Here is a 20445-nt window from a genome sequence, read left to right on the forward strand (position 1 = left end):
TGGCGATCCACCGTTCACATATCCGCAACACGAATGGCTTCGGTTAGGAACTTCACAATTAAATCTATTGCGCCCGGGGCACCGAGAATATGGCCGTCTGCGTGGCGTTCGCCCCGGTCGGCGGAGTCACCGGTTGACTGTGCCGTTGCGGCACGGTTCTCACTGTCCGTACCGGCGCATCCGCGGTGGCGGATCCGGGACGCGACGGCTGGGAAGCTTTCACCACCCTTGCCCCGAGTTTCGGCTCGGGACAGGCCAGCGAGATCAGCGTCATGCTGAAGAAACTCGGCGCCTGATACGACCGGCGGCGACACCGAGCCGACCTCGTCGCCGGCGACCTCACCGACCGGATTGTAGGCCTGATCGAGATCCGAGACCGGGACATTCTCGCTCCGGTCTCCTCGCCGTAACCGCTTGTGCGCCCGGCGGTCTCACCGCGCCCCGGGTTCGGCGGCCCGGTGGGCACTGATCTCCGGCATATGGGTTTCGGCCCAGTCCCGTAGCGCGGCCAGCCGCGATTCGAGCGAGAGCCCGAGTGCGGTGAGTCCGTAGTGGACCTGTGGTGGGACAGTGGTTTCGACGTGCCGGGTCACGAGGCCATCGGCCACCAGTGCCTGCAATGTCTGCGACAACATCTTCTGTGAGACGCCGGGCATCCGCTTGCGCAGTGCGGCGAATCGCACAGTACGCGGACTGTCCTCGGCCAGCACCTTGACAACCATCGAAACCCATTTGGTGCCGAGCCGGTCGAGAAGCTGCCGGGTCGGGCAGTCCGGAGCGAACAGATCACCACGCCGGGCGGTCACTCCGGAGTTACCGGGTTTCCGCGAAGTGCCGTCTTGTTGCACTCGTCCCCACTTTCCTATGGTGATGTGGTCACTAGAGGTTACCCAGAAGGCGGCGTGCGCATCGAGACACGACCACAGACAGTCCGGAAAACGGTGAATTCCGTCGAACTCGCCGTGACGGTCGCCGGCTCGGGCCCGGGACTGGTCCTGCTGCACGGGTGGCCGCACACCCGGCGGGTATGGGAGAGGGTGATTGCGGCGCTGGCCCGCGACCATCGGGTGATCGCACCGGACCTGCGCGGTCTCGGTGACAGCGCCCGCCCGGCCACCGGCTACGACGCGGCGACGCTCGCCGGCGATATCGCGGGCCTGCTCGACGGTTTCGACCTCCCCGATGCCTCGGTGATGGCGCTGGACGCCTCGGTGCCCGCCGCGTTCCTCTTCGCGATGCGGCATCCCGAGCGGGTGCGCCGCCTGGTGCTGATGGAATCGCTGCTCACGCCGCTGCCCGGCGCGGAGGAATTCCTCGCCGCGGGACCCCCGTGGTGGTTCGGCTTCCACGCGGTGCCCGGTCTCGCGGAGAAGGTCCTGGTGGGCCACGAAGCCGCATACATCGGCTGGTTCCTCGAGGCCGGCACCACCGGTCCCGATCGCATTCCGGCCGATCTCCGCGCGGCTTTCGTGCGCGCGTACACCGGAGCAGCAGCGCTGCGCGGCGGTTTCTCCTACTACCGCGCGATGCCCGAGAACGCGCGCCTGATCGCCGCCGCGACCGCGGCCTCCCGGCTGCGGGTACCGACGCTGGCCCTGGGCGCCGGTAGTGTGGGATCCGCGCTGCACCGGCAGCTGAGTACGGTCGCCGACGATCTGATCGGCCGCGTGATCCCGGATTGTGGCCACATCATTCCACTCGACCGCCCCGAGGCCCTGCTCGCCGAGGTCGTCCCCTTCCTGCGCTGACGAACAACCGCCGCCGACGGCCGACGGCCGTCATTGCAGACGGCCGGGCGATGACCGAGATGTTCGGCATCGCTTCTGGCACAAGCGCATCGTCCGCGCCGGCGTGAACACCCCCTGAAGCCCTGTGCGCGAACCCACCCGAACTGGTCATCGGCGCCGACGAGATCTGCTTCCTCGATTTCGGACCGATCTTCGCCGAATGGGAAGCGGATTTCGGGCGCACCTATGTGCTCGGCGACGATCCGGCCGAACCGGCCCTGCGCGACGCACTGGAACCGCTGTGGCGACAGGCTCGCGACCGGTCGTCGAGCGGGCCGCCGCACAGGGGTGGGCATTCACCGCCCCCATCGCCGGCCATCTCCTGCACATACGCCCGCCCGCGTAGCGCACACCGCGGGCGTGGTTCACAGGATCGGGATATCGGGCGGTATTTGCAGGGCGACGGTGATCAACGAGTGGATGCGGGCGCTGATCACCGTCAGTAGGCCGTGTATCTCGGCCGGCGCGGTCTCCACGGCGGTATGCAGGAGTTGCAGGTCGTCGTCGATACGCTGGAGAACCCGGCCGATATCGCCGGGGCCGGCGGTCAGCGCGGCGGCGATCTCCTCCAGGGGCAACCCCTGCGCCTCCAGCCGGCGGATCAGGTGGACGCGGGTGATATCGGCGGCGTCGTAGAGCCGGTAATTCCCGGTGGTCCGTTCGGCCGGGGTGAGCAGGCCGAGGCCGGTGTAATAGTCGATCGTTCGCGCGCTGACCTCGGCGCGGGCAGCGAACTCACCGATCCTGAGCAGGGACGCGGGCACTGGTCACCTCTCTTCTGCCGACGACAACCATACAGTGGTGCGTGCTAGTGTCGGATATATGTCCGCATATGGGACTCGGCAAATACGCAGCGCCGCCGGCACCGGACGGCCGGCGGGACGAATCGCCTGCGCATGCTGATCCGCTTCGGCCGGAACACGATTCGGGCAACCTTCGCGCACACCCGGTGTGGCCGGGCGGTGCCCGAGTACCGTCGGCCGATACGACCCGTGTCGCCTGGGCTCGCCGGACGACCGCGTATCCGGACAGTCGACGAACTCTCGAGAATCAGGAGAACCCGGAATGAGTGTCAGTCTCGCCAAGGGCGGCAATGTCTCGTTGTCCAAGCAGGCGCCGAACCTGACCGCGGTGGCGGTCGGCCTCGGATGGGACGTGCGATCGACCACAGGCTCGGATTTCGATCTGGATGCCAGCGCCATCGCGACCGGTCAGGATCATAAAGTGGTCTCCGACCAGCATTTCGTGTTCTACAACAACCTGCGTTCCCCCGAAGGCAGCATCGAGCACACCGGCGACAATCTCACCGGCGAAGGTGAAGGCGATGATGAGGTGATCACCGTCGACCTCGCGGCCACACCACCGACGATCACCAATATCTTCTTCCCCGTCTCGATCCACGACGCCGATGCCCGGCAGCAGTCGTTCGGCCAGGTACGCAACGCGTTCATCCGCGTGGTGGACCGGGCGAACGGTACGGAGCTGGCCCGCTACGACCTGAGCGAGGACGCCTCGACCGAGACCGCGATGGTGTTCGGCGAGTTGTACCGCAGCGGTGCGGAATGGAAGTTCCGCGCCATCGGGCAGGGCTACGCCTCCGGTCTGGCCGGGATCGCCCGGGACTACGGCGTGAACGTCTGACCGGGCTGCCACAGAGACAGCTGATGGGAATCGACTACACCAAGAAATCCGCGCCGTCCGGCCCGCCTCCTGCGGGCGGCGGCCCTGCGGCCGGTCCGAACAAACTCACCCTGACCAAGGCCGACCGCCGGGTCGACCTCACCAAAAGCGGTGAGCGCCAAGGCGTGATGCGGGTGAACCTGAACTGGACGAACCCCGAGCCGGTCCAGAAGAAACCCGGATTCTTCGCCAAACTGCTCGGTGCCGGCGGCGGCATCGATCTGGACCTGGGCTGCCTCTACGAACTCGCCGACGGCTCCAAGGGCGTCATCCAGGCACTGGGCAGGAGCTACGGCGACGCGCACAAGCCCCCGTTCATCGCGCTGGACCGTGACGACCGCACCGGCGCGGTGACCGGTGGGGAGAACCTGCACATCAACCTCGCCGATCCCGCCGCGTTCCGCCGGATCCTGATCTTCGCCATGATCTACGAGGGTGCGGCGAACTGGGCGGCAGTCGACGGGGTGGTCACCATGTACCCGACCTCCGGGCCGCAGATCGAGGTGCGGCTGGATTCCGCCGTCGACGGGGCTCGTATCTGCGCGGTCGCGCTGCTGACCGATACCGGTGGCGGCCTGACCGTACAACGCGAGGTCGAATACATCAGCGGTGGCCAGGCCGATCTCGATCGCGCCTACCAGTGGGGTATCCGCTGGGCGGCGGGCCGCAAGTAGCGCGACCGCCCACCCCGACAACCGATCGACCCGTACCCGCTCCCCGGCAGAGAGAGCTCATGAGACGCGCATCGCGCAAAAGAAAATATCGACAACCCGGTTCGACCACTGACGACCGCCCTCCCCGAGTACCCAGCGGGGTGCGGCCGTGCTGATCGTCGCGAACATCGTCGCGGGTATCGGCATCGTCGTACTCATCACCGCGTTCACGGGATATTTCGTCGCCCAGGAGTTCGCCTTCATGGCCGTGGATCGCTCGCGGCTCAAAGCACGGGCGACCGCTGGCGACAAGGCTGCCGGCCGGGCGCTACGAGTCACTCGGCGAACCTCGTTCATGCTGTCCGGTGCGCAGCTCGGCATCACGGTGACCGGCCTTCTCGTCGGATATGTCGCGGAACCGCTCATCGGGCGCGGGCTGGGCGAGCTGCTGGGCGGCGCCGGGGTGCCCACTGCGGTCGGAGTGGGTGTCGGCGCGGTGCTGGCGATCGTGTTCTCCACCCTGGTGCAGATGTTGTTCGGTGAGTTGGTGCCGAAGAACCTCGCCATCGCCCGCCCCGAGCCGGTGGCCCGCCGGCTCGCGGCCTCGACGACCCTGTATCTGAAGGTGTTCGGGTGGTTGATCCGATTGTTCGACCAGTCGTCGAATGTGTTGCTGCGCGCCCTGCGTATCGAGCCGGTCCATGATGTCGAGCATTCGGCCACACCCCGCGATCTCGAGCATATCGTCGCGGCATCCCGTGATTCCGGGGAACTGCCCGCCGAGTTGTCGACGCTGCTCGATCGCATCCTCGACTTCCCGACCAGCACCGCCGAGCACGCCATGATCCCGCGCGCGCGGGTCGACACCGTGCATATCGACGATCCGGTGCGCGATGTACTCGCCCGGATGCGCACCGGCCATACCCGATACCCGGTCGTCGGCGACAGCAGCGACGATCTGCGTGGCGTGGTCCACCTCCACGATCTCCTCGACGGCGAACCCACCGGCACCACGGCCACCCGGCTACGGCCCGCGGTCCTGGTACCGGAATCGCTGCCGCTGCCCGAGCTGGTGGACCGGCTGGGCGCCGAAAACGAGGAGATGGCGCTCGTCGTCGACGAATACGGTGGTTTCGCCGGCATCGTCACGGTCGAGGATATCGCCGAGGAACTGGTCGGTGAGATCGCCGACGAACACGACCCGGGTACAACCGCGGATATCGTCGCCGAGGGCGACGGCTGGCTGGTGGCCGGCGGGGTACACCTCGACGAGGCCGAACGCCGCCTCGAGCTGACCCTGCCCAGCGGGGATCACGAAACCCTCGCCGGACTGGTCATCAGCGCCTTCGGTGGACTTCCCGAGGTCGGCGACCGGGTCCGCATCGCGCTGCGCACCGATGTCGCCGGCTTCCTCGACGATCCGGCACGGCCGGCGCCCACACTGGTCGCGGAGGTGCGCCGCGTCGACAAACATGTGCCCGCGTCGGTGTTCCTCACCGTCCGGACCGAATCGGAGGACAGCGGCGATGAGTAACCCCTGGGTCGTCGCGGCGGTCACGATCGGGTTGATCGCCGCGAGTGCCTTCTTCGTCGCGGTCGAGTTCGCGCTCATCGCCGCCCGCCGCCACCGGCTCGAAGACGCCGCCGCGACCAGTAGCGCCGCCCGCGCGGCACTGCGCAGTTCCTCGGAACTGTCGGTGCTGCTGGCGGGCTCCCAGCTCGGCATCACGGTCTGCACCCTCGCGCTCGGGGCGGTCACCAAACCCGCCGTACACCACTGGATCACACCGCTGTTCGAAGGGTTCGGTGCCCCGCTCTGGGCCGCCGATGTCATCGGGTTCGTCCTCGCACTGATCGTGGTGACGTTCCTGCATCTCGTCGTCGGTGAGATGGCGCCCAAGTCCTGGGCGATCGCGCACCCGGAGAAATCGGCCACGATCCTGGCCGTCCCGATGCGGGCCTTCATGTGGTTCACCCGTCCGCTGCTCACCGCACTCAACAGCGCCGCCAATCGGTGCCTGCGCGCGGTCGGCGTCACACCGGTCGACGAGGTCGACGCCGGGCAGGATCCCGCCGCGCTGCGCCATCTCGTCGAGCACTCCGCGACCGCGGGTACCCTCGACGAGCGCTACCACGGCAACCTCATCAGCGCCCTGGAACTGGAACAACTCACCGTCGCCGATATCGTCCGCCCCGACTCCCACCCCAGTGCCGTCGCCCCGGACGCCGGACCGCGGGCCATCCAAGCGATCTCCCGCGAGACCGGGCACCTGCGCCTGCTGGTCCGCGACGGCGACCGGATCGACGGTGTCCTGCATGTCCGCGACAGCCTGCAGGCCGACCCGGAGACCACCGCGCACCGGCTCATGCGTCCGGTACTGACTCTGGATACCACGACGAAGGTGTACGAAGCACTGCAGACCATGCGCGAAACCCGTAGTCATCTGGCCGTCGTCAGTGCCCCGGACGGGACGGCACCGGTCGGACTGATCACCATCACCGACGTCCTCCAGCGCCTCCTGCCCCGGACGGCCACCGAGCAGACACGGACCACGCCCCACTGACGTACCGATTCCGAGAACACCTCGGCCGAACGCCCGGCCGAGGTGGAAGCGAGGCCGAGCCGCCCGGATGCGGTCGCTACCCACTGCGCTTTCGGCGGTCCGTCTATGGTTGCCCGGTCCCGCGCGGAAGGACGGGTTGGCACCGGGCTCGAACCGATCCCGGCTCGCCGCAATTCACCGGTGCACCCACGGCGGCCGGCATCAGGGATTCCTCGCGTACGCCCCCGCGTCACCGGCGCGGCCCGGTCCCGCCGGCGCGCTGTCCAAAAACTTCTCGAACGGGTGCAGCCGACCGATCCCGACCTCGATATCACGTGCCAACGCGGTGTACCCGGCGGCGTTGTAGAGCGCGACAGCCTCGGGCTGACGCGGCCCGGTGGTGAGGTAGATACGCCGGTATCCGCGCCGGGCGATCTCGGCCTCCAGTTCCGCGAGGACGAACCGGCCCAGGCCGCGCCGCCGGTGCTCACGTGCGGTCCAGATACGTTTCAGTTCGGCGGTCGTGGTGTCGTAGCGCCGGAACGCCCCTCCCGCGACCGGTTGCTCGTTCTCGACCACCACCAGCAACGCGCCGTCCGGTGGGGCGAATTCCGTTGCGGGATAGGATGTCAGATCGTCCCGCACCTCATCGGCGGTGCCGCCGTACCGGGTGCTGTATTCGACAGCCAGTTCGGCCAGTAGGGGTGCGGCGAGTGGGTCGTCCTGGGCGACGAGACAGCTGTGGCGCACGGATCAGGCTCCCGGCTTCGGTAGTCCCGGCGGGTTGACCCGAGACCGCGTCACGACCTCGCTCTGCAGTCCCCAGCGGTCGATGACCTTCTGATAGATACCGTTGTCGATGGCGTACTGCAGCGCCTCGTGCACCGCGGCGATCAGTCCGTTGTCCTTTTTGGTGGCCACCGCGATCTCGGCCTGTAGCGCCTCCCCGGCCCCCGACAGGGTCGTGGCGATCTTCGTATCGCCGGAGGTCGCCGAATGGTAGACAGCGACCGGGTTCGGTCCGAGATACCCGTCGATACGGCGTGAGGACAGTGCCAGATAGTAGTCGGTGGCCTGCTGGTAGTAGGCGATATCGATGGCGGGCAGGCCTTCGGCGATATTGCTCTCGTTCCATTCGACCAGCAGCTGCTCCTGGTTGGTTCCGCTGCCGACGCCGATACGCTTACCCGCCAGCGACTTGCGGTCGGTATAGGTCCAGTCGTCGTCTTTCGGCACCTCCAGCGCGATATTGTCGAGCCGGTAGGTGGCGAAATCGTACTTCTCCTTACGTTCCTCGGTCACGGTGACATTGGAGATGAACGCGTCGACTTCACCGGAATCGATCTTCACGAAATTCTGTGACCAGTCGGCGGCCAGCGCCTCGAGCCGCAGCCCGAGAATATCGGCGACCAGATAGGCGAAATCGATCTCGGAACCGACGAGTGTCCGATCGTCGGTGGCATGGAACCGCAGCGGCGGGCCGGTGGTGGCCGAACCGGTGACCACGAAGGTGCCCCTGTCCCGGATCGCCTGCGGAACCTTCGCGGCGATGGCGTCGACCTTGTCGCTGCGAACCCGGGTGGGCTGTTCCGGGGACAGGTCGAAAACCTGTCCGTCGGCGGTGCGGACCTCGTTGCCGACCTCGCCACCGCCACCACAGGCAGTCGTCACCAGCGCCAAGGTGGTGAGCACGGCGGCCAGGACGGCACGCCGACCGGTTCGGGCAGAACCCATGATGTGTCCTCTACTTCCGGGATCGGTGATTCGTCGCGGGTGCTGTTCAGAGCACGTGCGCCAGAAAGGCTTTGGTGCGCGCATGATCAGGATCGTCGAGCACCTTGTGCGGGGGCCCCTGCTCGACGATGCGGCCCGCGTCCAGCAGCACGACGGTGTCGGCGACCTCTCTCGCGAACCCGACCTCGTGGGTGACGATCACCAGTGTCGCGCCGTCGCGGGCCAGACCACGGATGGCGTCGAGCACCTCGCCGACGAGTTCGGGATCCAGCGCCGAGGTGGGCTCGTCGAAGAGGATCACTTTCGGCCGCAACGCCAGTGCCCGGGCGATGGCGACGCGCTGCTGTTGCCCACCGGAGAGCTGACGAGGATAGGCATCGGCCCGGTCGGCCAGCCCGACCCGTTCCAGCAGATCGGCCGCGGCCGACTCCGCCTCGTCCCGACGGCGGCCCTGGGCGGCGATCGGCGCCAGCGCCACGTTCTCGAGTGCCGTGAGGTGCGGGAACAGATTGAAGTTCTGGAAGACGAAACCGATCCGGGAACGCTGCCGCAGGATCTCCCGCTCGTGCAGTTCGTGTAATTTATCGCCCTTGCGGCGGTAGCCGACGAGTTCGCCGCCCACCCGAACGGTGCCGGCGTCCACCTTCTCCAGATGATTGATGATGCGCAGCAGGGTCGATTTCCCCGATCCGGACGGACCGACGATAACGGTCACCTCGCCGGGTCGCACCGCGAGATCTACGCCACGCAACACTTCCGCACCGGCATAGGATTTACGGATACCGCGTAGTTCGATCGCGTATTCGGACGGCTCGACAGCTTTTCCGGTCATTTCCACTCCCCTGGTTCGACACCGGACACCGCAGGCCGCCGCCTCATCGCCGCTCCGCGGTGATCTCGGTGATCTTCCGGCGGATCCGCTGCACCGGCGTCGGCGGTAGTTCACGCTCGCTGCCCTTGGCGAAATATCGTTCGATGTAATACTGCGCGACGGTCAGGATCGTGGTCAGCACGATGTACCACACCGTGGCGACCATCAGCAACGGCACGACCCGCCCGTTGCGGCCGAAGATCACCTGCACCTGGTAGAAGAGTTCGGCAATCGCCATCACCGAAACGATCGAGGTGCCCTTGAAGAGACTGATCACCTCGTTGACGGCATTCGGCAGGATGCCGCGCATCGCCTGCGGCGCGATGATCGTGCAGAACTGGCGCCGCCACGGCAGACCCAGCGATTTCGCCGCCTCCACCTGACCGGGGTCCACGGAGATGATGCCGGCCCGGATGATCTCCGCGGCGTAGGCGGCCTGGTGGAGGGCCAAGCCGATGACGGCGGCACCGAATCCGCTGATCACGCCGTTCACATCGAAACTGACGAACGCGGGACCGAACGGTACGCCGATCGAGAATGTCCGGTAGAGGTAGGCGAGATTGAACCAGAACAGCAATTGCACGATCAGCGGGATCGAGCGGAACGCCCAGACATAGGTCCACGAGATGACCTGCAGGACAGGGTTGTGCGACAGCCGCGCGATCGCCAGCCAGACGCCGAGTACGAAACCGAAGAGAGTGCCGTAGAGGGTGAGTTCCACCGTCACCCGCAGGGCCTTCAGCACCACGTCGGCGGTGAAGTACTGGACGAAGGTCGGCCAGTCCCATCCTGGATTGGTCACGAGTCCGTGCCCGAACTGAGCGACCAGCACCAGCGCGACCGCCGAGATCACCCAGCGCCAGGGATGCCGGCGGCGCGCAATCGGCAGTGCGGTCTCGTCGGCGACCACGGTTTTCGCCTCGGAGGGGTCGGCGTCGTCGACCGCTGCGACTGTGTTCATGGAACGATCAATCCTCCATCGGCACCGGTCGTGGTGCCGATCCCGGTATCCGGGGTTCGCTACCGGCTCACGGAACCGGCCCCCTGACGCTTCGGACAGTAGGGACAAATGTAGGGAGATCCTGAATCGTTGTCGCCGTTCATGTTCAGCGTGAGTTCAACCGGGACGACGAAGTCGCTCACGGCTCGTCATCGCCGGGCGTGGTGGTTCGTGCCACCGTGCCGGTCGATCACGGGGAACAGCGGCTGTTCCGTCGCCGGCCGCGCCGTAGCTCACCCGGGACAATGATGCACACAGCGACCGACTGCACGAAATGAGCTGCGCCAGAAGGCTGTCGGCCACGAAAGGACAGACCGGTCGCGGGACCGGATTCGTCCGCGGTCGGGGCGGCGGCCGGCGCGCACCCGGCCGCCGGACGTTCGGCGATCGGGTGCGCGCACGGGTTCCCGCGGTCCGCGATCAGGGAATGCGGACCGGGCCGGTGAGCGGCGACGGTTCGTCGGCCCAGCGATGTCCGGTCTCGCGCGGGGTGAAGCCCTGGTCGGCCCAGGCCGCCAGCAGTAGCGCGACCTTGCTGTGCATGACGGCGCGCAGCCGATCGAACGAGTTCTGCGGATTGTCGTCCACTTCGCCGAGCAGCAACCACCAGGCCCAGGCCACCGCCCCGGCATTCGCGACGAAGTCCGGAAGCACCGGCACACCACGGGCGGCGAGCATGGCCTCGGCCTCCGGTGTGGTGGCGGCGTTCGCGGCCTCGACGACGATACGTGCCCGGATATCGAACGAATTGTCCGGCGTGATCGCGTAGGAGATCGCCGCCGGAACCAGGATATCGACGTCGGCGGACAGGATCGCGGCACGCGGCAGCCGCTCGATCCCCTCCGGCAGACGGGAGCGGTCGATCTCCCCGTAGCCGTCGCGCAGGTCCAGTAGTGCGGGGATATCCAGGCCGTCGGCACAGTGCAGGGTCCCGGCGGCGTCGGCCACGGTGGTGACCTTGATCCCGGCCTCGTACAGGTAGTAGGCGGCCGCCCCGCCCATGGTGCCGACACCCTGGATCGCGACAGTCGTCTCCGCGGGTACCTGCCCCCACCAGACCGCGGTGGCCAGACATGCGTGCGCCACCCCGTAGCCGCCGATCACATCGCCCAGCAGAAACCCGCCACCGACGGCCGCGTTCAGTCCGCCGCGGACCCGTTCCAGGGTCGCGGCCGGATCGTCGGCACGCCGGATCGCGGCGTGGTAGCTCTGTCCCAGGCCGAGCTTCTCGAAGACCTCGTCGATCAGGTGCTGCGGGACCCCCAGGTCCTCCGCGGTCACCCAGTGCGAGTCGATCCACGGGCGCATGGCCTCGCAGAACCGCTCCAGCACCTCGACGGCGCGCGGATCCTTCGGGTCGAAATCGATCCCGCCCTTCGCTCCGCCCACCGGCAGCTCGAAGGTAGCGGTCTTGTTGGCCATACCCCGCGCCAGATCCTCGACCTCGGTCACCGTGCAGCCCGCTCGCATACGGGTACCGCCGGTGGCCAGGCCGCCGCGCAGCGTGTGCACGACAAGGTATCCGACCGCGCCGGTGAGCGAATCCGTCCAGTGCAGACGCATATACGGTTCGGAACGACGGACCGCGGGGGTGGTGGCCACCTCCGACGGAAGGGCCGGAACCGCGGGAACAGCCTGTGTGGTGACCTGTGCGGCACTGCCGGCCGGGTCCTGCATCATCGTCATGGCGAACCACCTCCTCTTCGTCTTCGGGCCGGAGACACCATCACCCAAGGAGAATCGCCGGGACACGTAATCTCCTGCTCGGACCACGTCGTCCCCGGCCGATGGCTCGATTCCGGTGCCACAAGCGTGCATTCACAGCAGTCGGTCCGTCTATTTACGGTTCGTTGACGGCGGTGTTCAGCGTTGCTGCACAACGCTTAGGCTCGATGACATGGACCTGTCGTTGGCCCGGCTACGAATGTTGCGCGAGCTGCATCGGCGCGGCACGGTCACAGCGGCCGCCACCGCGCTGCACTACACCGCCTCGGCGGTGTCGCAGCAGCTCGCGCAATTGGAGCGCGATGTGGGCACCCGGCTGTTCGAGCGGCGGGGGCGCCGCTTGCAACTCACCGACCTCGGGGTGCTGCTGGCCGAGCACGCCGAGGAGATCCTCGCCTCGGTCGAGCGCGCGACCCAGGCACTCGAGGATGCCGGTGAGACGATGACGGCCAAGCTCACCGCCGGTGTCTGGGCGTCGGTGGCCTCCGGCCTGCTGCCCGAGGCACTCACCGCCCTCGCCCGCACTCACCCCGGCATCTCGGTACGCACGCGCGAACTCGCGCCGGAGGCGACCGCCGCGGCGGTACGCGACGGCGCACTCGATCTCTCGTTCGTTCTCGACTACTCGAACTACCCGATGACCTGGGACAGCGGCCTGGAACGCGCAGTCATCGCGGTCGAGCGGATCCACGCCGCCGTGCCGCCCGGGGCGGTGCCGACGGCCAGTGTGACCCTGGCCGAGCTGGCCGATCATCCGTGGATCCTCGCGCCCGCGCGATCGCATTTCGGGCATGCCGCCCGGCTGGCGTTCCAATCGGCCGGACTCCAACTGCGGATCGACCACGAGGTGGAAGAGCAGGCGACCGCGATGGCGATGGTGGCGGCGGGGCTCGGTGTCACGCTCGTCTCCGACCTCGGCCTGGCGCTGCGTCCGCCCGGGGTGGATATCGTCGCGCTCGGCGATGTGCTCACCCGGACCGTATCGCTGGCCTACCGCACGAATACCGCGCGGCGGGCGGCGCTGCTGCTCGTCGTGGACGCGATCCGGACCACCGCGGCGGAGAAGGGTCTGGGCGCCGATGCCGCGCTGCCGGCCACCACCGACGTGGAATCCGTTCCGCCCCATGCCGGAACGTTCGGCCCCGCGGGCAACAGCTCGGGGCTCGGCTGATCATCGCGACCGTCACCGCCGCGGGCACGAGACGCCGCGCCCGGCGCGTTCCGGTACACGCGGTCGTGGTCGCGAGTACGCTCGCACGCGTCGGCGTGGCGGTGACACCTGGAGGTCGGCGATGGATGTTCTACTCGGAATCGGGACGCGCAAGGGGTTGTTCCTGGCGCGCAGCGCGGACGGCCGGTCGAACTGGGAGGTGAGCCCACCGCAGTTCGCAGTGGCCGATGTGAAGGCATTGGCGATCGATACCCGGCGGTCGCGGCCACGAGTGCTCGCCGGAGTGCTGGACAGCCATTTCGGTCCGACCCTGGTGACCAGCGATGACCTCGGCGAGACGTGGAGCGAACCGGACGACGCACCGCTGGCCTTCCCCGCCGATACCGAGGCGGCGATACAGGGCGTCTGGCAGATCGCGCCCGCGACCGCATCCGAACCGGATGTGGTGTACGCGGGTGTCGAGCCGTCGGCTCTGTTCCGTTCCTCCGACGGTGGGCGGACGTTCGAACTGGTCAGGGGTCTGTGGGAGCATCCGCACCGCACAGAATGGATGCCGGGCGGCGGCGGCCTCGCGCTGCACACGGTCATTCCACATCCGGCGGACACGCGGCGGATCACCGTCGCCATCTCCACCGGTGGCGTCTATCAGACGGCCGACGGCGGAGCATCCTGGAAACCGGCGAACAAGGGCGTCACGGCCGATTTCATGCCGGGTGAGCTGCCGGAGTGGGGACAGTGCGTGCACAAGGTCGCCATGGACGCGGGCACGCCGAGCACGATGTATCTGCAGAACCACGGCGGCGTGTTCCGGACCACCGACGACGGCGCGAGCTGGCAGTCCATCGACGGCGGATTGCCGGCGTCCAACTTCGGTTTCCCGATCGTCGCGCACCCGCGACGTCCCGGTGTGATCTATACGTTTCCGCTGGTCGCGGATATGGAACGGTTCCGCTTCCCACCGGCGGCCGAATGCGCGGTCTACCGCAGTACCGATGCCGGTGAGACCTGGTCCGCGCAGACCGACGGGCTGCCGCGGGTGCCGTTCTGGGCGTCCGTGATGCGCGATGCCATGTGCTCCGACGACGCCGATCCGACGGGGATCTACTTCGGCACCCGTAACGGTGAGGTCTACTGCAGCGCCGACGAGGGCGAGCGCTGGGAGCTGGTGGCCGACAAACTCCCGGATGTGCTGTGTGTGCGCGCCCGGGTCATCGGATAACACTGTGGCCCGCGTACGCCTGCCGTCCGCGCTGCGGACCTACGTCGGCGGCGAGAAGGAACTCGATGTCGACGGCGCGACCCTGTGCGAGGTACTCGACGTGCTGCGCGAGCGCTCGCCCGCGCTGGAACGCCGCCTCCGCGACGAGAGCGGCGTACTACGCCGCTACGTGAACTTCTACGTCGACGGCGACGAATGCCGGACCCTGCGTGGTTCGGAAACACCGCTCGGCGCCGGCACGGAGGTCATGATCATTCCGTCGGTCGCCGGCGGGTGAGGCGGCCGGTCCGGGAGGTGGCGCCGAGTTCACCCGCCCGCTCGTTCCCGGCCGGCGGGAGCACGATCCGCCGCTTCGCGAAGGCTGCGGAATTCGGCGGCCAAACCGTCCAGCGTGTAGTGGGCGTTGAGACCACTGGGGTTGGGCAGCACCCAGACTTCAGTGCCATCCAGTGCATCGGGCCGGCGTCCGACGGTGGTGCGCGGCCGGCCGAACGCGGTCCGATAGGCGCCCAGGCCGAGGACGGCGAGGATTCGCGGCCGGTACCGGGCCACCCGTTCGACCAGAGCTCGGCCACCGTCGCGCAGTTCCTCCTTGGTCAGCTCGTCCGCCTTCGCGGTCGTACGAGGTACGACATTCGTGATCCCCAGTCCCAGCGCGAGCAGGTCGCCCTGTTCGTCCGGCCGGAACAGCCGCGGTGTGAATCCCGATCGGAAGAGCGCCGGCCAGAAGCGGTTTCCGGGCCGGGCGAAATGATGTCCGGTCGCCCCCGACCACAGCCCGGGATTGATTCCACAGAACAGCACCCGCAGATCCGGCGCGAGCACATCGGGAATGGTCGTTCCCGCAGCAGCAGCCAGGTCGGCCGGTGTGGGACGGTGCGCAGCGGATCGTGCCATCCGCCCAGTCTGCCAGTGGCCGGACAACGAGCCGGTCTGTCGAATCGATGGCGGCGCGGACCGCGAGCGGCGAATACGCCCGGCATTCCCGCGTGCTGGATATTCTCCAGAGCGGCCTGCAACTGCGCGGGATCGAGTGAATTCGTCACGACAGGTGTCCTCGCGTATGCAACCAGGTGGCGGTCCGAGCCAGGCGTCCGCATCGATGGCACCAGACCGGGCCCTCACTATCCACCGGCCGGTCACGCCCCGTATCGGAAGAATGTTCCCCGGATCCGACGGCGGTTCGCCGACCGCGCCGGCGAGTGTTGCGAACCGAGCGGTTGCCTTACGGCCCGCCCAGGCGCGATCATCGATGAGACGCTCGACGGCACCGGCCCGTCCGAGGCACCGGCGCCATCGAGAACCGGTAGTTCTCGACCACGAGAGGACCGTGTGCCATGCCTTCCCGTAGTAAGGCGGCCAGTGCCGGCCGGGTAGCTCCCCCGATCGCCACCCCGGCGGAACCGGCGGACCGGCCCGCCGCGCGGGCCGCACCCGCGGCCACCCTCAACCTGCCCTATCTCAGCGCCGAGGTGGCGATCCCGGGTCCGGGCATCAACGTGAAGGCCGGGCCGGTCGAGTTCGCGCTGCCGACGCGCTACCTCTACTACGGCGGACTCGGTGTGCTCACCGTCGCCGGCGCGGTCGAATTGCCTGTGGCCGGTGCGCTGGCGGCGGCGGGACTGATCGTCGACCGTCTGCGCAGACCGTCGGGCGACGAGCCCGCGAATACCGGCGCGGCGTCGCAGTAGTACACAAGGCGGACCGCGTAGACCGGACTCGCTGTCCGGCCGCTCGGACAGGTCACAGCAGTCCCAGCAACTCGAGGTCGGTCGCGTACTTGACGATGATCTCCGGCGTCACATGCGGAATATCTTTGGCCGAACCTATCTCCGCGCCCCGCACCGCCGTCCGGAACCGTTCGGTCGGCGCGATCGAGCCGTGTATCACCTGTTGCGGTTTCCGGTAGTTGTCCAGCAGCGGTAGCAGCGAGTAGCGGCGCTGCCGGTCCGGCAGCGCACGTACGGCGGTCTCGAAACGCTGCAACCAGGTGTCGTATCCGGATATCCGCTCGATGGGACGGCCGGCCTCGATCAACCAGTCGACGTAGGTGTCCAGCGAGATCCCGTCGTCGTACGGGTTCATCACGTGATAGGTCCGGAATCCGCTCGCGGCTCGGGCGCCGAGCGTGGCCACCGCCTCGGCGATGAAGCCGACCGGGAGCCCGTCGTAATGGGCCCGTTGCCGCCGGCCGTCGGGATCGAGTTCGTAGAAGGAGCCGGGTGCCGTTCCGGTGGCTTCCAGGCTCAGCATCAGCCGGGTGAACATATCGGGAAGGTTGAGCTGGCCCGCGTATCCGATATCGGCCAGGATCATATCGCAGCGGAACACCGTGACCGGTAGGCCGCACAAGTCGCTGGTCTCCCTGAGCAGCACCTCACCTGCCCATTTGCTATTCGAGTACCCGTTGGCGTAGCCGCCGTCGACCGACCGGTCCGGGCTGATCACCCGGATATCGGCATCCTCGGTGAACGCGGCCCGACCGATCTGATCACTCACACCGATGGTCGAGATATATGTGTAGGGCTTCTGCTTCGTCGTCAGTGCCAGGCGGATCAGTTCAGCGGTGCCCACGACATTGGGACCGAACAACTCGCTGTAGGGCAGGACGTGATTGACCAGTGCGGCCGGATCCACGATCGCGTCGACCGTATCCGCCAGCCGCTGCCAGGTGGCGTGGTCCAGTCCGAGGTCGGCCGCGCTCTTGTCACCGGCGACGACTTCGAGATGACCTGCGGCGGTCTCCCGGTAGCGGGCCGACAGTTCCGGGTCGCCCGTATCGAAGATTCCGTCCAGTCGCGCCCGTGCCGCCGCGTCGTCCCGGGCACGCACCAGGCAGATCAGCGTGCCGCCGGAGCGGGCCAGGCGTTCCAGCCATTCGAGCGCCAGGTACCGGCCCAGGAAACCGGTCGCGCCGGTCAACAGGACGGTCCGTGGCGTCGCGCCGGGGCCCGGTAGGTTCGGTGCGGCCGCGATCGTGCCGGGGTCGAGGAACTTGTCGAGCGTCAGATCACGGGCGTGCACCTCGGTGGCTCCCGCCCCGTGCACCGCGGCGAACGTCGGCCGCCGAGCGCCGCCGCGCTGTTCTTCGAGATAGTCGGCGAGGGCCCGGAGGTCGGTGGCCGGGCTGATGATGAAACCCACCGGTACATCGATATCGAAGATCTCCCGCAACAGCTGCGCGAAGGTCAGCGCCGACAATGAGTCGCCGCCCAGATCGGTGAAATGCGCGTCCGGGCGCATATCGCCCGTCGCCGCGCCCAGCAGCGCACCCGCCGCGCGGACGACGGTCTCCAGCACCGGCCGGTCCACACTGCGGTGCAGCGCGCGCAACTCGCCGGCCTCGGCCTCGGCCAGGTCGGTGTACAGCTGCTCGAGCCGGGAGCCGTAACGCTGCTTCAGATTCGGCCGGGCGAGTTTGCGGATCCCGGTGAGCAGACCGTTCTCCGGGCTGAACGGCTGCGTCTCGACGAGGAAGTCGCGCGGGATCTCGTAGGACTGCAGACCGGCCGATTTCGCGACCTCGTGCAGTGATCCGGCGATCAGCGGTTTCAACGCCCCCGTATCGCCGCCGGTTCGCTCCCACGCGGCTTCGGTCGGCACCACCACCGCCAGCGGATAGGACCGCGTGCTGTTGCCGTAGATATAGATCTGACGGACCAGCGGGCTCTCGGTGAACGCCGCTTCCACTTTCGACACCGTCACGAATTCGCCCTGGGACAGTTTCAACACGAAGCTGCGCCGATCGAGGTACACGAGTTGATCGGCGCCGACCTCGGCGAAGATATCGCCGGTGTGGTACCAGCCGTCGGCGTCGAACACTTCGGCCGTCGCATCCGGGCGCCGATAGTAGCCCGGGATCAACGCCTCGGATCGGATCAGCAGCTCCCCTCTCGGGTACGGCCGGTCGGTGCGGAAGTAACCGAGATCCCCGACGTCCTCGAGCCGGTAGTCGACCACCGGTGGCCGACGGACCCGGCCGTCGACGGCGATACTCCCGGCCTCGGTGGACCCGTAACCGTCGACGAGGTGCAGATCGAGGAAGGATTCGACCCATGTCCGCAGCTCCGGCGAGATCGGCGCCGAACCCGTCGTGGCCGCGAGGAAACGCCCGCCCAGCAGATTCCGGCCGAGGTCGGCCGTCACCGCGGCTTCGGCCCCGGCCCGGGCGGCTCCGTCGGCGATCCGGCGTTGCACATCGCTGCGGAACCGCTGGAACAGCATCTCCCAGATCCGGGGAACGAAGGCGAGCTGGGTGGGCCGGACCAGGGCCAGATCGTCCAACAGGGTCGACAGGTCGCTCCGGGCCGCGAAGAAGACGGTGCCGCCACGGGCCAGCGCGGTGTAGAGGATCGCACGGCCCATGATGTGACTCATCGGCATGAAGCCGAGCGCGATGGCCGGCTCGGCACCACGCTGACCCCACCGCTCGCTGGTCGACGCCCGCCATTGGTCGGCCACCAGCCGCTCGGTGATCATGGCGCCCTTCGGCGCTCCGGTACTACCGGAGGTGTAGATGAGCAGCGCGAGCGGATCCGATTCACCGGCGGGCGGCACGCGCGCGGGGGGCAGCGCGGCCCCGCGGGTCATGACATCGGCCAGGTCCTCCACCGTCACCGGCTCATCCGCGCCGGCCAGTCGTGCCACGGCGGACTCGAAGAGCGCGCGCTGATCGTCGACCTGTGGATGATAGTCGAATACGATCAGCCGCACCGGACCGGCGGTGCGCGCCAGCTCGACGGCCGCCGCGAGATGATCGATGCTCGACGCGATCACGGTGGGCCGGGTTTCGGCGACGACCGGCCGCAGTTGCGCGGCCGTCGCGCTGGCCTGCAACGGCACGGCTACCGCGGCCAGCCGCGTCAGCGCCATATCGACGAGGGCGTAGTCGACACTCGCGAATCCCAGCACACAGATGCGGTCACCCGGCCGCACCGAGTCATCGGCGAGCGCCGCGGCGAGCGCACCGGCACGGTCCCAGGCCTCGCGATAGGTGAGGGTGTCGAAATGAGGCCGCAGTTCCGCCGAGGTGCGTCCGGTGCGCGAGTCGGTGACGAACTCGACCGCGCGCTGACCGATCGCGGGACGCTGTGCGTAACCCTCCATCACGACCTGGGCGACCTCGAACGGACGCAGTCCGGGTTTCTCCGCTCGCGCGGTGACATCCGGATCGGGCCGGGCGCGGCGAACTGCCGGTCGGTGCGGTACAACTCCGCGATGCGGTGTTGGAGCCGGGACTCGCGCGTATCGGTCGACATCGGACTCACCTTCGAAACTCGGGGTTCGAAACTCGTAGGTGGCACTCTCGAGTGTCATATGACACTCTCAAGTGTCGGAGCGGCGCCGCGGCGCGTCAAGGAGAGAGCGAGGAAAGTGACCGGTACCACTGACCAGCACAGTTCCGCTCGGCCGGGAAGGACGCGAGCCACCACCGAAGCGATCGTCGATGCCGCGCGGCACGCGATGCACGAGCACGGCCTGGATGTCACCGTCGGCGAGATCGCGACCCTGGCCGGAGTCGGCCGCCGCACCGTGTTCCGCCACTTCACCACCCGGGAGAACCTGATCCAGGCCGCCATCGCGGCGGGCTTCGCCGACTTCTCCGGATCCCTCCCCCACTACGACGGCACCGAATGGCAGCGCTGGCTGGCCGAGCTGGTACTCCAGGTGCACCGCCGGACCACCGAGGCCGGACGGATCATCTGGCATCTGCGCACCCGCCGGCTCCCGCCCGGCCTCGCCGCGGCCCACGACGAACAGCTGCTGGCATTGCATCAGCTGTTCACCACCATCACCGGGACGGTATGGGAGGTGGCGGGCGGCACGGGCACCCCGCCGGAACAGCTGCGCCGGACCGTCGCCGCACATCTGAGCCCGCTGTTCACCCAGGCCGTACTGCTCGATGCCGAGGGCACTCCGGAGTTCGCCGCCGATATCGCCACCACCGCCATCGTCGCGACGCTGAATCGGCTGCTCGACGTCCGGTGAAAACCCGCGGCCGGGATCGGGCGGCCCGGCCCTCACCCTAGGCGCGGGCCGCGCGGCGGTCACCGTCGTGCCGA

The 20445-nt window shown here is 68.0% G+C and carries 18 protein-coding genes and 1 pseudogene; 10 read left to right on the forward strand and 9 right to left on the reverse strand.

The genetic code is table 11. The features are described from left to right. Window positions 1-431 precede the first annotated feature (431 nt). Window positions 432-848 carry a winged helix-turn-helix transcriptional regulator gene (locus IEY68_RS25840; RefSeq protein ID WP_229718990.1) on the reverse strand — a complete coding sequence of 139 codons (417 nt, stop codon included), beginning with the start codon at window positions 846-848 and terminating at the stop codon, window positions 432-434. Window positions 849-941: 93 nt separating this feature from the next. On the opposite strand from IEY68_RS25840, the gene IEY68_RS25845 reads away from it, so the two are divergent. Continuing rightward, on the forward strand, window positions 942-1748 hold the full coding sequence (locus IEY68_RS25845) for an alpha/beta fold hydrolase (RefSeq protein WP_229718992.1): 807 nt from the start codon (window positions 942-944) through the stop codon (window positions 1746-1748). 404 nt (window positions 1749-2152) lie between these two features. Here the strand turns inward: IEY68_RS25845 and IEY68_RS25850 are convergent, their stop codons facing one another. Further along, on the reverse strand, window positions 2153-2551 hold the full coding sequence (locus IEY68_RS25850) for a helix-turn-helix domain-containing protein (RefSeq protein ID WP_058856405.1): 399 nt from the start codon (window positions 2549-2551) through the stop codon (window positions 2153-2155). A 301-nt stretch (window positions 2552-2852) separates the two neighbouring features. Here IEY68_RS25850 and IEY68_RS25855 point away from each other — a divergent pair, with 301 nt between their 5' ends. From IEY68_RS25855 to IEY68_RS25870, 4 genes are all read left to right on the forward strand, one after another. Next, complete coding sequence (locus tag IEY68_RS25855; protein WP_058856403.1) at window positions 2853-3428, forward strand: TerD family protein; 576 nt, start codon at window positions 2853-2855, stop codon at window positions 3426-3428. Between the two features lie 23 nt (window positions 3429-3451). Beyond that, complete coding sequence (locus tag IEY68_RS25860; protein WP_058856402.1) at window positions 3452-4141, forward strand: TerD family protein; 690 nt, start codon at window positions 3452-3454, stop codon at window positions 4139-4141. Window positions 4142-4289: 148 nt separating this feature from the next. Beyond that, window positions 4290-5654, forward strand: coding sequence for a hemolysin family protein (locus IEY68_RS25865; RefSeq protein WP_058856401.1), 1365 nt, complete (start codon window positions 4290-4292; stop codon window positions 5652-5654). Continuing rightward, entirely contained in the window at window positions 5647-6684 is a 1038-nt protein-coding gene (locus IEY68_RS25870; RefSeq protein ID WP_058856400.1) for a hemolysin family protein, read from the forward strand. The genes IEY68_RS25865 and IEY68_RS25870 overlap by 8 nt, the downstream gene beginning before the upstream one ends. A 201-nt stretch (window positions 6685-6885) precedes the next feature. Here the strand turns inward: IEY68_RS25870 and IEY68_RS25875 are convergent, their stop codons facing one another. The 5 genes from IEY68_RS25875 to IEY68_RS25895 all read right to left on the reverse strand — a co-directional run bounded on the left by IEY68_RS25875 (window position 6886) and on the right by IEY68_RS25895 (window position 11831). Continuing rightward, entirely contained in the window at window positions 6886-7413 is a 528-nt protein-coding gene (locus IEY68_RS25875) for a GNAT family N-acetyltransferase (RefSeq protein ID WP_058856399.1), read from the reverse strand. Between the two features lie 3 nt (window positions 7414-7416). After that, window positions 7417-8397, reverse strand: a complete 981-nt coding sequence (locus IEY68_RS25880; RefSeq protein ID WP_058856398.1) for an ABC transporter substrate-binding protein — start codon at window positions 8395-8397, stop codon at window positions 7417-7419. 46 nt (window positions 8398-8443) lie between these two features. Next, window positions 8444-9229 carry an amino acid ABC transporter ATP-binding protein gene (locus IEY68_RS25885; RefSeq protein WP_058856397.1) on the reverse strand — a complete coding sequence of 262 codons (786 nt, stop codon included), beginning with the start codon at window positions 9227-9229 and terminating at the stop codon, window positions 8444-8446. A 43-nt stretch (window positions 9230-9272) separates the two neighbouring features. Further along, a complete protein-coding gene (locus IEY68_RS25890; protein ID WP_058856396.1) occupies window positions 9273-10229 on the reverse strand; it encodes an amino acid ABC transporter permease in 957 nt (318 codons plus the stop codon). Window positions 10230-10688: 459 nt separating this feature from the next. Beyond that, window positions 10689-11831 carry a Glu/Leu/Phe/Val dehydrogenase dimerization domain-containing protein gene (locus tag IEY68_RS25895; RefSeq protein ID WP_058856473.1) on the reverse strand — a complete coding sequence of 381 codons (1143 nt, stop codon included), beginning with the start codon at window positions 11829-11831 and terminating at the stop codon, window positions 10689-10691. Between the two features lie 334 nt (window positions 11832-12165). On the opposite strand from IEY68_RS25895, the gene IEY68_RS25900 reads away from it, so the two are divergent. The 3 genes from IEY68_RS25900 (at window position 12166) to IEY68_RS25910 (ending at window position 14660) form a co-directional block, all read left to right on the forward strand. Next, on the forward strand, window positions 12166-13164 hold the full coding sequence (locus IEY68_RS25900) for a LysR family transcriptional regulator (RefSeq protein ID WP_058856395.1): 999 nt from the start codon (window positions 12166-12168) through the stop codon (window positions 13162-13164). Window positions 13165-13285: 121 nt separating this feature from the next. Then, entirely contained in the window at window positions 13286-14383 is a 1098-nt protein-coding gene (locus IEY68_RS25905; RefSeq protein ID WP_058856394.1) for a WD40/YVTN/BNR-like repeat-containing protein, read from the forward strand. A 4-nt stretch (window positions 14384-14387) separates the two neighbouring features. Further along, window positions 14388-14660 (forward strand): MoaD/ThiS family protein, encoded by a 273-nt coding sequence (locus IEY68_RS25910; protein ID WP_229718993.1) that lies wholly within the window; start codon window positions 14388-14390, stop codon window positions 14658-14660. A 29-nt stretch (window positions 14661-14689) separates the two neighbouring features. Here the strand turns inward: IEY68_RS25910 and mug are convergent, their stop codons facing one another. Next, window positions 14690-15280, reverse strand: a complete 591-nt coding sequence (gene mug, locus IEY68_RS25915; protein ID WP_058856392.1) for a G/U mismatch-specific DNA glycosylase — start codon at window positions 15278-15280, stop codon at window positions 14690-14692. A 440-nt stretch (window positions 15281-15720) separates the two neighbouring features. On the opposite strand from mug, the gene IEY68_RS25920 reads away from it, so the two are divergent. Further along, window positions 15721-16074, forward strand: coding sequence for a hypothetical protein (locus IEY68_RS25920; RefSeq protein WP_058856391.1), 354 nt, complete (start codon window positions 15721-15723; stop codon window positions 16072-16074). Between the two features lie 52 nt (window positions 16075-16126). On the opposite strand, the pseudogene car reads toward IEY68_RS25920, so the two are convergent. After that, a pseudogene (gene car, locus IEY68_RS25925) lies at window positions 16127-19641 on the reverse strand (carboxylic acid reductase). 115 nt (window positions 19642-19756) lie between these two features. Here car and IEY68_RS25930 point away from each other — a divergent pair. Continuing rightward, the gene (locus tag IEY68_RS25930; protein ID WP_189094501.1) at window positions 19757-20371 is read left to right on the forward strand and encodes a TetR/AcrR family transcriptional regulator; all 615 of its coding nucleotides are present in this window, start codon (window positions 19757-19759) and stop codon (window positions 20369-20371) included. The last annotated feature ends 74 nt before the right edge of the window (window positions 20372-20445 follow it).

It is taken from the genome of Nocardia jinanensis, from assembly GCF_014645735.1.
Classification (GTDB): Bacteria; Actinomycetota; Actinomycetes; order Mycobacteriales; family Mycobacteriaceae; genus Nocardia; species Nocardia jinanensis.

Excerpts from the sequence above, each read along its gene's own strand:
- IEY68_RS25920 (WP_058856391.1), top strand. The coding sequence starts at position 15,721 with ATGCCTTCCCGTAGTAAGGCGGCCAGTGCCGGCCGGGTAGCTCCCCCG.
- IEY68_RS25860 (WP_058856402.1), top strand. The coding sequence starts at position 3,452 with ATGGGAATCGACTACACCAAGAAATCCGCGCCGTCCGGCCCGCCTCCT.
- mug (WP_058856392.1), bottom strand. The coding sequence starts at position 15,280 with ATGGCACGATCCGCTGCGCACCGTCCCACACCGGCCGACCTGGCTGCT.
- IEY68_RS25890 (WP_058856396.1), bottom strand. The coding sequence starts at position 10,229 with ATGAACACAGTCGCAGCGGTCGACGACGCCGACCCCTCCGAGGCGAAA.
- IEY68_RS25900 (WP_058856395.1), top strand. The coding sequence starts at position 12,166 with ATGGACCTGTCGTTGGCCCGGCTACGAATGTTGCGCGAGCTGCATCGG.
- IEY68_RS25880 (WP_058856398.1), bottom strand. The coding sequence starts at position 8,397 with ATGGGTTCTGCCCGAACCGGTCGGCGTGCCGTCCTGGCCGCCGTGCTC.
- IEY68_RS25870 (WP_058856400.1), top strand. The coding sequence starts at position 5,647 with ATGAGTAACCCCTGGGTCGTCGCGGCGGTCACGATCGGGTTGATCGCC.
- IEY68_RS25885 (WP_058856397.1), bottom strand. The coding sequence starts at position 9,229 with ATGACCGGAAAAGCTGTCGAGCCGTCCGAATACGCGATCGAACTACGC.
- IEY68_RS25895 (WP_058856473.1), bottom strand. The coding sequence starts at position 11,831 with ATGCGTCTGCACTGGACGGATTCGCTCACCGGCGCGGTCGGATACCTT.
- IEY68_RS25905 (WP_058856394.1), top strand. The coding sequence starts at position 13,286 with ATGGATGTTCTACTCGGAATCGGGACGCGCAAGGGGTTGTTCCTGGCG.
- IEY68_RS25855 (WP_058856403.1), top strand. The coding sequence starts at position 2,853 with ATGAGTGTCAGTCTCGCCAAGGGCGGCAATGTCTCGTTGTCCAAGCAG.